Source organism: Bacteroides sp. AF32-8BH, assembly GCF_003435205.1.
GTDB lineage: Bacteria > Bacteroidota > Bacteroidia > Bacteroidales > Bacteroidaceae > Bacteroides > Bacteroides ovatus.
In genome coordinates, this window is the sequence record NZ_QVLZ01000056.1 from 1 (window position 1) to 14020 (window position 14020).

Annotated in this window: 12 protein-coding genes; 1 reads left to right on the forward strand and 11 read right to left on the reverse strand. The window is 35.3% G+C overall.

The features are described from left to right. A partial coding sequence (locus DWZ47_RS26640) for a helix-turn-helix domain-containing protein (RefSeq protein ID WP_117515278.1) occupies positions 1 to 202 on the forward strand: 202 nt, incomplete at its 5' end. A gap of 3 nt (positions 203 to 205) precedes the next feature. On the opposite strand, the gene DWZ47_RS26645 is transcribed toward DWZ47_RS26640, so the two are convergent. The 11 genes from DWZ47_RS26645 to DWZ47_RS26695 all read right to left on the reverse strand — a co-directional run bounded on the left by DWZ47_RS26645 (position 206) and on the right by DWZ47_RS26695 (position 14004). Next, positions 206 to 1252 carry a mannose-1-phosphate guanylyltransferase gene (locus tag DWZ47_RS26645; protein WP_004325717.1) on the reverse strand — a complete coding sequence of 349 codons (1047 nt, stop codon included), beginning with the start codon at positions 1250 to 1252 and terminating at the stop codon, positions 206 to 208. Positions 1253 to 1753: 501 nt separating this feature from the next. After that, complete coding sequence (locus tag DWZ47_RS26650) at positions 1754 to 4192, reverse strand: GumC family protein (RefSeq protein ID WP_117515280.1); 2439 nt, start codon at positions 4190 to 4192, stop codon at positions 1754 to 1756. A gap of 9 nt (positions 4193 to 4201) precedes the next feature. Further along, on the reverse strand, positions 4202 to 4996 hold the full coding sequence (locus DWZ47_RS26655) for a polysaccharide biosynthesis/export family protein (RefSeq protein WP_004300023.1): 795 nt from the start codon (positions 4994 to 4996) through the stop codon (positions 4202 to 4204). A 12-nt stretch (positions 4997 to 5008) separates the two neighbouring features. Next, on the reverse strand, positions 5009 to 6001 hold the full coding sequence (locus DWZ47_RS26660) for an NAD-dependent epimerase/dehydratase family protein (RefSeq protein WP_004300024.1): 993 nt from the start codon (positions 5999 to 6001) through the stop codon (positions 5009 to 5011). A 31-nt stretch (positions 6002 to 6032) separates the two neighbouring features. After that, a complete protein-coding gene (locus tag DWZ47_RS26665; RefSeq protein WP_224262691.1) occupies positions 6033 to 7277 on the reverse strand; it encodes a glycosyltransferase family 4 protein in 1245 nt (414 codons plus the stop codon). Between the two features lie 7 nt (positions 7278 to 7284). After that, positions 7285 to 8385, reverse strand: a complete 1101-nt coding sequence (locus DWZ47_RS26670; protein ID WP_004309278.1) for a DegT/DnrJ/EryC1/StrS family aminotransferase — start codon at positions 8383 to 8385, stop codon at positions 7285 to 7287. A 7-nt stretch (positions 8386 to 8392) separates the two neighbouring features. Continuing rightward, positions 8393 to 8908 (reverse strand): acyltransferase, encoded by a 516-nt coding sequence (locus DWZ47_RS26675; protein WP_004300033.1) that lies wholly within the window; start codon positions 8906 to 8908, stop codon positions 8393 to 8395. A 12-nt stretch (positions 8909 to 8920) separates the two neighbouring features. Next, positions 8921 to 10036: a glycosyltransferase gene (locus DWZ47_RS26680; protein ID WP_008648229.1), complete on the reverse strand. Its 1116-nt coding sequence runs from the start codon at positions 10034 to 10036 to the stop codon at positions 8921 to 8923. Continuing rightward, entirely contained in the window at positions 10033 to 11058 is a 1026-nt protein-coding gene (locus DWZ47_RS26685; protein WP_224440792.1) for a hypothetical protein, read from the reverse strand. The genes DWZ47_RS26680 and DWZ47_RS26685 overlap by 4 nt, the downstream gene beginning before the upstream one ends. A gap of 145 nt (positions 11059 to 11203) precedes the next feature. Further along, on the reverse strand, positions 11204 to 12493 hold the full coding sequence (locus DWZ47_RS26690) for a glycosyltransferase family 61 protein (RefSeq protein ID WP_117515282.1): 1290 nt from the start codon (positions 12491 to 12493) through the stop codon (positions 11204 to 11206). Between the two features lie 11 nt (positions 12494 to 12504). After that, positions 12505 to 14004 (reverse strand): O-antigen translocase, encoded by a 1500-nt coding sequence (locus tag DWZ47_RS26695; protein ID WP_117515284.1) that lies wholly within the window; start codon positions 14002 to 14004, stop codon positions 12505 to 12507. Positions 14005 to 14020: the final 16 nt, after the last annotated feature.

Below are 14020 nucleotides of genomic sequence, written 5' to 3' on the forward strand. Positions count from 1 at the left end.
TCTGGGCTTTGCGCATAAAAAAGGCTGTGTCAGCGTTTTGACACAACCTCTTATATTAGAAGCTAAAGTATTGCTAAAACATAGCAATCTGCTTGTTTATCAAATTTCTGATGAATTGAACTTCCCTAATCCTTCTTTTTTCTCGAAGTTCTTTAAGCGAATGACAGGAATGACACCACATGAATATCAATTCTCGAAATAAATTTTATTTCGAGAATTCTTTAATTCTTTGCTCTTCTTCCAGCTTGCAGATCAATAATGTGTTATCTTTCTCTGCAATGATATATCCATCCAAGCCTTGAATAACTACTCGTTTTTCTTCGCTGGCATGCACAATACAATTTTTACTTTCATACAAACGGATATCGGTTCCTACGGTTGCATTTCCAGACTTATCCTGTGGAAGCAAACCGCGAAGTGCTCCCCATGTGCCCAGATCTGACCAACCAAAAGAAGCGGGAAGTACATAAATCTCCTGCGCTTTCTCCATCACTGCATAGTCGATAGAAATGCTTTCGCAAGTAGGGAATAACTTCTTGATTGTTTCATTCTCTTTCTCTGTATAGAAATCGGGGAAAATGCGATCGAAAATTTGTGCGATGCCCGGAGCATATACACGCATCACGGAAGTAATAGTACGCACATTCCATACAAAGATTCCCGCATTCCAGAAGAAATTGCCTTCTGCCAGATACTTTTCGGCAGTCTCTTTATCCGGTTTTTCTTTAAATGCATCTACTGTATAAATCTCTTTATCTGTCTGGAGCTGATCGGCAGCAGCAATATATCCGTATCCGGTTTCCGGACGAGTTGGCCGGATACCTATCGTTACAATAGCGCTGCCATCATCTGTGAAACGAAGGGCTTTCTCCATCACTCTACGGAATTCTCCCGTATCAATGACTAATGCATCCGAAGGAGTTACTACAATGTTAGCATTCGGATGTTTTTTCTTAATCTTCCAGCAAGCAAAAGCAATGCAGGGTGCAGTATTGCGCGCACAAGGCTCCGCCAAAATATTACTTTCCGGAATTTCCGGCAACTGCTCCCGAACAATATCAATGTATTTTTCAGAAGTTACGACCCACATATTTTCCCTAGGGCAAACACCGTCGAAACGGTCTGCCGTCAACTGAATCAGCGACCGGCCACATCCCATTACATCAATAAATTGTTTAGGACATTCCGGAGTGCTCATCGGCCAAAAGCGGCTCCCTATGCCACCAGCCATTATTACAACATGATTATCCATACCTGTTATTCTCCTGTAAAAAAAATATTCTTTAAAATAGGTGTGCAAGTTACGCTAAAATGTCCAAAACAGCAAATAAAAATAAGAGTATTTGTAAGCTCCCGATAAAGTACCAATATTTATAATGAAGAAGTATTCAATATAAAAACGGAAGACAACAAAAGTGCTGTCTCCCGTTTTGAGTTGTATATTATCTAGTGATAATATCATTTCAAATATCAACGATCTTCACAGACAGTTGATATAATAGAAATCACATCGGATTTACACCGACATGAGGGCGTTGATCAGGAATACACCGCCGCACATTTCCTGACCACAAAATGTAGGGTGCTTCATGTGTGTAGCATGAAGTTAGGGACCTACATGTTCCATCTCACTTTTGTGTAAAGTATTAAAAGTACTCTATGACATTATTAACTTAAAAAAATCTCGATCACCAATAAAATATATATTGGCGAATTCTATGTCAAAGTTTATTAACCGCTATATTGGTTGAATTTATGACTCCTTGTCATGAAAATGTTCTCCATATCCATAACCGTAACCATAGCGCTTACCATAACCATAGAACTTGCCATATTTACCATAACCGTAATAATAACCGTATTTTCTTCTTTTCAGATCCAAACCATTTATTACAGTACACAGGCTAGGCAATTTATTGTTTTCAGCAAGTTCATTAATCAAAGTATACTCGTTTTTATGAGTATAGTCTGCACGGCAGACATAAACAGACAGGTCAGCCACACGTCCTATCAACAAGGTATCAGTAACCATACCAACAGGAGCTGTATCCAGAATCACATAATCAAAATTCTTCTTAAGAGTTTCAATCGCTTTATCCAGTCCATCACGAGCCAATAATTCGGTAGGATTAGGAGGAACTGTTCCACCGGGAAGAATATAAAGATTCTTACTTACATCAGAAAGCTGTACTAAATCCATCAAGTTCTTTTCCGGATTAGCCAAATATTGAGTTATACCAACTTCTTTTCTCGGAATATTAAATACCTTATTCAAGCCCGGTTTACGAATATCAAGACCAACGATTACTACTTTCTTCCCTAATAAAGAAAGACTAATAGCAAGATTAGCAGAGATGAAAGATTTACCCTCACCACTAACCGTAGAAGTAACCAGAATCACCTTCTTGTCATTTTCAAGCATAAACTGAAGATTCGTTCGGATATTGCGGAAAGTTTCACTCATCAAGTTATTGTGATTCTCAAATACAGCAATAGCACCCTGCTTTTCATCAGTCAATGGAATATCACCAACAATAGGCACACAAGTAAGCTTTTCTACATCAGAACGACCTTCAATCTTGAATTTGGTTAATTCGAGCAGGTAAATAATCCCCACCGGAATTCCGATTCCTAACACTAAAGCAACCAGATAAATTATCTTGCCTCTAGGAGATACAGGAGTATCATCTGCTATAGCGTCATCTATAATCTTCGCATTATTGGCTGTAGCAGCCAGAGTTATCGCATTCTCTTCACGCTTCTGAAGAAGCATCAAATAAAGTCCGGCCTTTATCTCCTGTTGGCGAGCAATACTCACAAACTCACGCTCCTGACCAGGTGCCTCACTAATACGACGGGAATAACGATTCGCTTCACGATCCAAATCTGCCTTTGTAATCAACAATCCACGCAAAACCCTGTCTAAAGATACTTGTACATTCTCTTTCATGGCATGAATACTTGTATCCAAGTTTATAATGGTAGGATTATTCTCCGTTGATGTACGCAGCAAACGTTTTCTCTCAACAAGCACATCATTATAACGGTTGATGGCAGCCGCAAGATTCACATCCTGCAATCCGATATTACTAGGTAAAACCTCATAACCTTCATTTTGCATATATTTTTGCAAATCCTGCAGCAAATTAATCTGGGTTTGATTCTCCACACGCTTCTTTTCATATTCAGCACTACCCGTCAAAGCTATTTGTGCATCACTGGTCAAATCCGTAATACCGGCCCCACGTTTGAAACTTTCCAGATCCTTTTCCGTACTACCCAGTTCTTTGGAGATAATACTAATACGTTCATTGATAAATTCTGCTGTTTTCTGTGCCACTTCATTCTTATCATTATTCGTATTGATATTATACATCTCCAATAACTTATTGATAAAATCCTTGCCGCGTTGTACATTTGAGTTTTTCAATGATATGACAGCCACAGAAGTGGTTTTGGAAGTAGGCTCAATAGTCATATTTTTGCAATACCCTTTCGCTACAGCCAAAGGCTTATTAATTGTTGCTGTAATATTACGTGTAGTCTTTTCTGAATCTGTAATTTTTTCCAATATTCTTTTAGATAATACAGAATCCGGTGTCAGGAAAAAAGCCAATGTTCCTTTATCGGTAGGAAAAACAGCCGGTAACTTTTCGAAATGTTTCTGATATTCATCATCGCCAAGCTTCACATTCACATCCAGACTTCCTTGTGGTTGCAATATCATCTCCACAATTATCGGTTTCTCCAATAAATCGGCCTCCTGCGGAGTCATGCTCACTTGTACTGGTGAAGTTTTATACATATTCCTGGAAAGAAATTCATCCTCATCCGTATAAGAAATATAGAGGCCCAAATCTTCAACCACTTCTTTGACGATAGTCTTGGAACGGAGCACTTCAATCTCGTTATCAATATTCTGTGAAGAAGACATCAAACCATCCAATCCCAAACTCTCTAGCCCAGAAAGCATTCCGGCACTACCTCCCTTTTTATCGTCCTTTATTAAAACCGTAGCAGATATGTTATACACAGGAGTAGCTATATACAAATAGACCCATGCTGTAATCAAACATACCACAACCGCCCCCACAAACCAAGGCCAATGGAGCAAATACTTAAACAGCAGTTCCTTGACATCTATACTTTCTTCCTTAGGCTCTTGTGTTCCGTTGAATTCTGTTTCTTTCATTGCAAATCGTTATTTTAAGATGTTTACTAATAGGCTGACAACGGATACCAAGATAGAGGTAGCGGAGAACCAGAGGCTGGTACTATTGCCCACATCGGAATTTCGAGCCTTTGCTTTATTGGGAGTTATATAAACAATATCATTCTGTTGTAACCAATAGTAAGGTGAAAGAATCGTTTCGGCATTATTTAAATCCAAAGTGACAATTTGCTGTTTGCCATTTGCGTCCTCACGAATCAGCTTCACATTATCACGAAGACCGTATACCGTCATATCACCAGCCATGGCCAATGCCTCCAATAGATTCACCTTCTCATTAGAAATAGTAAATGTACCCGGTCGAGCAACCTCTCCAATGACTGATATCTTATAATTTACCATACGTACTGTAACAATAGGATTTTCTTTCATATAAGGCTTCAATTTATCAACGATTAACTGCTCTGCCTGTTTCTTTGTAAGCCCTCCAACTGTCAGTGCTCCTAATACTGGAAAAGATATTTTCCCTTCATTGTCAACCAAATATTGTTGTAACACAGGCTGAGTAGTAGTGTACTGTATTGATAAATTAGACGGGCTGGCAATTGTCAAGTTAAAGGGTGCAGCTAGTTCCGGACTGGTACACGAAACCACAATTGTCAATAAATCTTTCGGCATGATCTTTGCATCATAAAGAGTTTCCTGCTGAGTAGCTTGATTGACTGCTTCCACGTCTTGCAAATAAGGTACCTTTTTATAAGATTGACATGCTGCTAATAAAAAAGACAACAATATCATACATATTAGTTTATTTACTTTTTCCATATTCTTATCATCTTATTCACTTTTAAAAGTAATATCATCTGTAGGGGGGTATATAAATTCAAACTCTAAAGTTCTTGCCAGCCCCTCTCCTAAAGAATAAGGAGCTTTAAAAACAGAAGAATGTATTTTAGCAGCATCAAATTCAGTTGTTGCACAAAACTTCTTCACACGCACAGAACTTACTGCCAATTTCTTACGAGTAATGCAAGCAAATATATCAAAACAATATCCTCCTATCATGCCCAACCAATAAGGGAAATGAGTAGCCGGAATATGTTTATTCATAACTTTGCTCACATGAGCCACTAGTTCATTCATTGTAAAATCCGGCTTGTCAACATAATTAAACACATTATAACCTGTCCGAACCTCATCAATCATGTATTTTACAAAAGCAACAACATTACCGACATAAGCCATTGATTTTTTATTGTTTCCAGAACCAATCATTAGAAACTTTCCACTCGCAATTTGCTTTAATAAATTGTACACATTGCCTCTGTTACGTTCTCCAAAAATGACTGTTGGACGAATAATATCAATATTCCAATCCGGATGTAACTTATACCATTCATGCAAAATTTGCTCTGCCTGCCATTTACTTTTCCCATAGTGATTAAACGGATCTGCCGGATATTCTTCATTTGGATTCTTTTTATTTAGACCATATACTGCAACAGATGAAAAAAAAATGATTCGTTTTATATTATTTTTCTCCATTGCTTTTAATGTCTTTTCTATACCACCTACATTTGTATCATAATAAAGAGATACCGGAACAACATCATCCCGATGCTGTGCTGCTAATAAAACAACACATTCAGCCCCTTCCAATTTCTTATCTAAATAATCCTGATCACGTACATCACCAATTGCTGTAACTTCTGGAAAGAAACGACTTTGTTGCAAATCAATATTCAACATCTCATATCTTTGTGCTTTTTTCAAAAGTGTAATCAAACGAGTCCCGACAAAACCTGACGCACCAATTAAAGTTATTTTCATGTTTTTTACTAATTATCTTTTTACTAACAATTTACAAATTACAGACATCTTTAAATTTCACGCATAGTTTCGCATAATCATATTTTTCGGCTGCTTTTTTCGCTTTATTACATATTGTCTGATACTCATCAGAAGGCAAGTTTTTAAGCGAAAGTATAGCAGCGGCATAATCCTGCGGATCAGTTAACTTACAGTCTATTCCGACACCCTCCTCTAATATGATACTGTATGGCATTCCTACATTACAACATAATGGTTTACCACTTGCCAGTCCCAAAAACATCTTATTCATACTGCCACCATACTTCCCGAAATTAGTAGAATAATTCAGAGCATTCACATCTGCTTTTGAAAGTATATATGGCACATACTCAGGTGATGTCCATTTTGCTTTAAATTTTACGTTTGTAATCTGTTGTTCTTCACAATAATGCTCTAAAAAAGCCCTATCCTCACCATCACCATAAATCAAGACCTGCACACTATTATTCTGCAATATTTTAGCTGAATCTATAAGCAGTTTAAGATTATTTGCCAATCGAATGCTTCCCAGATAAATAATATTGAAAGTTTTATCGTTTGCCAAATCAAAATCTTCTATTTTGTATCTTTGCATGTTAACATTAAACTCAGACAAATCAATACCATTATTTATATAATGCAATTTGTTTAAATCAATTGTCCCCCCCTGATCACTATCCCATCCGTTTTCTCTCACATAATTAACTGCACCAGGCATAGAAAAAACAACGTTGTCTGCTTTACTATAAATATATCGTTCTAAACAATAAGCAATTTTCACGCATGGATTATTTTTTCCCAATAAGCCTAAGCTTACGAATGAATCAGGCCATAAATCTGTAACATCCACGATATATTTTGCTTTTACCTTTTTAGCAAGTTGATAAATTGGAATATCAAAAGGAATACGAGATGTATGAATTATCACATCCGGTTTCTCAAATTGTTTTCTATGGATGAATAATTTAACCGCAAACCTAAAATATGATATAATCCTTCTTATCCCATTAGTAGATCCACAACCTGCATTTACTAAAACAAAAGGGATATTATCATAAGTTTTCTCTTCAAATGTCTTATTAGAGTCAGACAAACATAAGTTTCTATTGTGAACATAACTAGAACAAAACAATTTCACATTATAGCCTTCTGATTGAAAATATTGTGCCAACTTTATTGTTCTCAAATGAGTGCCATAAAATTCAATAGGTGCTGCATCTTTATTTATGAACCAAATAGTCTTTTTTTTCATCATAAGATTATTACTTCCAAGCATTCAACACTTTTACAACCCTTTCAACCTCTTCCATAGATATAACAGGACTCATTGGAATACTCAATTCTTCAGCATGAATCAATTCTGTAATTGGAAAGCTAAGATCATTCCATTCTTTATAGCATTCTTGTTTATGAGGAGGAATAGGATAATGGATATTAGTTTGAATATCATTCTCTGCTAAATATTGTTGCAAGCCATCACGATCTGCACAACGAATTGTAAAAAGATGAAATACATGTGCATTCCAATCTTTCACAATTGGCAAAATAATCGCTGGATTCTCAATGTTTTCTATATAATATTTTGCAACTTCTTTTCTTAATTGTATATCATTATCAAGATAACGGAGTTTAACATCAAGAATAGCTGCCTGAATTTCGTCAAGACGACTATTACGCCCTACATATTGGAAAACATATTTCTTTGCAGATCCGTAATTAGCAACCGACCTTACTATATGTGCCAACTCATCATCATTCGTTGTCACAGCTCCTGCATCCCCTAATGCACCTAAGTTTTTACCCGGATAAAAGCTATGCCCTGCAGCATCGCCTATCGAGCCTGTCATTCTCCCATTAAATTTGCAGCCATGTGCCTGCGCATTATCTTCTACAAGCTTAAGATTATATTTTTCACATAATTCTCCTATTTTCTCAGTATACGCACACTGACCATAGAGATGTACTATAAGTATAGCTCTTGTACGAGAAGTTATAGCTTTTTCAATCTTAGAATCATCAATTTGATATGTTTCCAGATTGGGTTCAACCAACACAGGAATAAGTCCGTTCTCAGTAATGGCTAAAATAGAAGCAATATAGGTATTTGCAGGAACGATAACTTCATCTCCAGGTTTCATTATCCCCATTTCAATATAAGCACGGAAAATCCAAATCAATGCATCAAGGCCGTTAGCACATCCTATAGTATATTTAGTACCAATATATGAAGAATAATGTGTTTCAAACATTGCATTTTCTTTGCCTTGTAAATACCACCCTGAATCAACGACTCTCAATACTGCTTCATGAATCTCTTCTGCATATTTTGCAGTAACTTTCTGTAAATCTAAAAATTTAATCATATCCGTTTTATATTTTATGTTTAACTCCATTTTTATCACACATATTTAAGTCCAGGGCAATACCATCTTTAGTGATATACCCTTTTTTACATGCAGGATTACCAAACCAAATCTCATGTGCCGGAACATTTTTTGTAACAACACTTCCTGCCCCGACAAGAGCGTACTCACCAATAATCAATCCTCCCATTATTGTAGAATTGGCTCCGATCGAACAATGTTCCTCAAGTGTCGTCATTAGAAATTCACTTGGATAGACTTTTGAACGAGGAATCAAATCATTAATAAAAGAGACATTTGCTCCGATAAAAACATTATCTTTTACTCTTAGACCATCCCACAATTGTACTCCTGATTTTACAGTAACATTGTTACCTATAATAACATCATTCTCTACAAAAACATGGGCACATAAATTGCAGTTACTTCCAATAACAGCACCATTTAAGATGACACAAAATTGCCATATAGTAGTCCCGTCACCAATCAATTTACTTTGACAGTCAGCCAGTGGGTGTATCATATATTCCTCGCTTTATATATTTGTTAATACTTCAATGTATAGTTTAGCCTGACTTTCCCAGTTATACTCTTCTAAAACTGCTCGTCGACCATTTTGCCCCATCTGATAAGCCATTTCCTTATTTTCAACTAAATATTGAATAGCCTCCTTTATTTGCTGCGAATTATGTGGATCAACACAAATTCCACAATTATATTTTTCTACAATTTCACGATAGCATTTCACATCCGAAAGCAACACCGGTAACCCCGCCTCCATACTTTCAAATATTTTCAACACACCAAAAGATCCATTCGGACTGCCTGTCCGACTAAAATCCCGAAGAGTATTACTAATAGTCATTTTTGAAAAAACTGTTGATATCTCTTCTTTCTTAAACGGCCCTGCAAAATCCACATTCTTCCAGTTTGGAAAAGTTTCAAGAACATCAACATATCCTTCTTCAATCACACCTGCAACATAATATTTGATATCCGGCAATTCCGCTAAAGCTTTTAATACTTCTTTTTGACAACTAATCCAATAGACTGTTCCAATATATCCAAGAACATTTTTACGGGATAAATATTCCTCCTTGGATAAAGTAAACCTGGAAGATACAACAGGGAAATTTTTAATAACATAATGATTCTTTATTCCCCACTTTTCAAGGCGATTGTCAGTATCATCAGTTACAGTAAATACAGCATTATATTTCTTTAGAGATGACTTCAGATATTTCTCCATCAGCACTGCAATTACATTACGAGCTATTTTAGGCAAATATGCTTTATCATGAATGATGCCAGGATAAAACTCACGAAGATTAAATACAACTTTATATCCCTTATGTTTCAATTTAACCCCAAGAGATAATAGCTCCGGATCAGAAATTTGGTATACATCTGCATTTATCATCAGTGCTTTCCTATAAAGAAATTTCTTGGCATTCAGCATCCTCTCTATACGCGAGCATGGCTTATAGTTACACGAAATAAGCTCAATACCATCAATTGTTTCATTCGGTTCTAAGTCACAAACAACAATAGTAACTTTATAGCCAGCCATTGCCAATGCCTTCCCCTGACGGTCAAAGATCAATGGGTCTTTTCGAGAATAAAGCCCTGTGAGATAACAAATATGCATCATGGATTTAATTTTATATTTTCACGTTTGTCGTGCATTACTATATACATAGAAAATAGAAAGATATAATTAACAGAAAATAACCCAGGACGCTGATATAATGTAGCAAGTAGCAAGGTTATAAATATAAGAATATACCATATGGACTTTATACGATTTAAGGCATAAAGAACAAAGAAAAGCAGGTACATAATACAGACAACAGCTCCATTGGACAGAATTGCATTTCGATAACCAGCACTATCCGAGAAGTTTGCCAACTGTCTCTTATTATCTACCCCCCACCAATATTGACTTGTACCCTGAATAGAATTAAAATAACTTTTTAAACTACTATCAGCCCTATTATCCCCACTGATCATCCCTTGTGTTTTATCATATTCCAATCTATCCCAAATCAACAACCTAGTCATTGTATTTTGCATAGAAAAAACAATTAACAATGCCATTAAAGAAGAGATGAAGAATTTATATACGACCTTGACATTTCTAGAAAATAAAAAATACACTAAAAAAATGGCAGAGAGGATATAGAAAAATAGAGACAATGAAAGAAGTCCAGAAATTAAAATAAATATATTCCTTTTATCCTTCAGATTAAAATTATCTATATACAGCATAAGTCCGGCGATAGTACCAACAACACCCGGCTCATCAAAAGGGCCACAAAATCTTAATGATTGAAAATAAACATCAAGACCTGCCCCTAAATAGTTGGGAATAACTAAAAATGGATATGCAATATAATTATATGTTTTTACAGCATTCAAAGGAGCTATTATTTTTCCAGGGACAGGAATACCAAAGAAAAGTAACAGCCATACCAAAATGGATATTCCAATTATTATAGAATATAACGTTTTGTACCTATCAAACACGTTAACCATAAATCTTTTCGATCCAAAAGGTACTGCTGCCAAAATAATCATAAAAAAGAATCCTATCAGATTACGATTTTGAGAAATAGAAGCTAACAAAAGGGTAAAAACAAAGAAAAACAGATACAGCACATTCAATCTATTCATTCTATAATTCCGCCAGAATAGAATCGCCAATGGGAAAAGAAATACAATTTGCGCATAAGACCCACTTAGACTCCAAGTAAAAAATGGCCTTAGAGTTAACAAAAGTAATATACCTCCTATAAAATAAGTTATATCATTACTATTTTTAATCCTCATTATAATCAATCATTTTTTTCAGTTTATCAGTGCTGACAATGTAATCAGCATGTAAATCTACTGTACTATCAGAAATACCAGCTAAATACCGCATTTTAACATCGACAATATTAGCAATAGTCGAAAATATTGGAGAATAGTTTCTTATGGATCTAAAACAAATAACCTTACAACCGCTATGACAAAACAATAAATTTGTAAATGCAGCTCCAGAACCACCCACAATATAGTCAGCATTATTAAACAAGGCCATTTGCTCACAAAAAGTGTATGTTTCGGGAGCAACAACTTCAAACCCATATTCTTTAAGTATTCCCCAAACTTCAAATTCATTATAATGCCTCTTTTTTGTACTCTTCCGTGTCAGAAAAATGCGTTTCGGAGTTGCTAAATTAGACTTAAACAAGAGCAATTTATCACGCATTTGCAATGTTAAATGACAATCAAAAACAAACCCAAATAAATGATCAGGATCAGTAATATCTCTATAATGAGGTGCAATAGAATTCACAGCAGAAAGAGAATATAAAGTACCAAATTCTACTATTTCTTTTTCTCCTATAGTAATTATGTCACGTTGGGTTTCATTAAGAATCTCAAAAATCTTTTTAAAAGAATCTATTTTCATTACGATTTCATCGATTATCAACGGAGCATCTTTTGATATGTTTATTCTGTTGAAGACAAGCAGTTTAATGAGAATTTCATACAATTCATGATAGTAATTACATGAAAATTTCCCTGAAAGCATAATTCCAGACTTCAAATAACGACATTTCCCAATACCGCCATCGTTACGTAAAACAGCAACATTATTCTTTAACCGCAATAAAAGCCCATCAAACATCACATAGCGATCGTTCATATTATAACAGAAGTCGTTAATTACACACTTTTCTTTCACATTTAAGATAAAATCGGAATTTCCTTGTATTCTAACACCTTCATGTTTATAAATAAAAATATCTTGCATCGGAACTGATATCAGTTCTTTCTTCAAAGGCTCCAACTCATAGGTTAACTTACTTGTATACCCTACTCTATTAGTAATAAGTGGTATTATAGATGAAGTCAAATGCGATTTCGCATAGACATGATGACTAACAACTTCAAACGGTACAAACGAAACACAACGTAAAAACATATTATTCATCGCATATAAACAATGCCCCCAACTGTTCTTTTTTGAATGATAATAGAGTCTACATGATATACTTTCTATAGCATTTCCGATTCTTTTATTTATTGAATGTTTTATTTCGAGCAATATTTTCTTCATTATCCATCATATTAGTTTTTACGATGTAATTTGTTTATTATAACCTGCCTAATCCCTATCCTACGATCTAGTCCCGTATGTGAATAATATGTCGTTAAAACTAAAAACACTGTCACCACTGCGTATCCACTCCAGCCAAACATTAATATTTTGCAGGTAAGGACTATGGCAGTGATACAAGAAAATAGTATAAATAATTTCATTATTGATCTGGTAAATTTGAGATTACATTTTATTCGACAAATGATCCATAGCTGCAAAAAATAGAATCCATATTTAATGAATGATGATATGCCAAGTCCTATTAATCCCCAATAGTAATACCCTATCATATTAAAAATTAATCCATAACAAACTGTAATAAATTCATTCCAAAAGTATACTTTGGAATCACCTTTCGCTAATAAACCATAAGACATACTCCACGCCATGGCTTTAAAAAACATGGCTGCCATTGCCCAATACATCATACCTTCAGTAGGTATAAACTTTGTAGAATAAAGTACTACTACAGCTACCCGTATATAAGCGATAAAAGCAATAATTATTGGAGCAAGCAACAGTAACGAAATCTCTGCCTGCTGATTAATCGCCCTAACAAATGAGTCATTATCCGAAGCTATCGCTGACAATCGGGGATAATAATCTGTTGCCATAGCCGTAAATACCAATCCAACATATGTGTTGACTATTGTAAACCCAGCATTGAACAACCCGACATCATCAATAGAACCCATACGACTTATGAAAATACGAATGAAATAGGAAGCTAATATTGCCAACATACCCTGAAGACTGATCAACACTCCCATCTTCAACATATCTCGCCCTTCAACTTTTATATCCGTAATGGTTATTTCTTCCTTCTCAATCTTTATTTTGCGGGCATATATATAAGACAGGATAAAAATCAAAGCATTCGAAAACAATAAAACAGGAACAATAGCATCTATCTTCCAAAAATAATATAACGGTATGATAAATATTAAACCGACTGCATTGCCAACTACATTGGCCTTCGCCAAATAACGATACTTCCGCATCCCCTGCATTAAAGCATTTTGCCCGGAAGTTAATTGCATCAATAAAACCGAGAATGAAAGTATTATAAAAGCAAAAGTAAAATCTGTATTTCCAAATGTCACTTGACTTAACAATGAAGCTGAAACCAAACAAATCAATGCACCTGTCAATCCGGTAATCCAAACCAATCTCCTAAATACAGAAATAATTAAAGCTATACGTTTAGTATCATTGGCTCCGTTAGCTTCTGCAATATTACGTACGGCACTGGTCCCTAAACCACAATTTGTAAAGGATGAAATCATTGTAATGGTAGAATTAAGCAATCCCATAACCCCCATCCCTTCAGGGCCTAATAATACTGCAGCAAATTTAGACCTGATGATTTGTATAAGTATATTAAAGATTTGAACCCCTCCAAACAATGATGTAGCTTTTAGGCTTTGTTTATACGAGTTCCTGTTTTCAGTGTCCATTGCTTCTGACATTCCTAGTATTATTGAA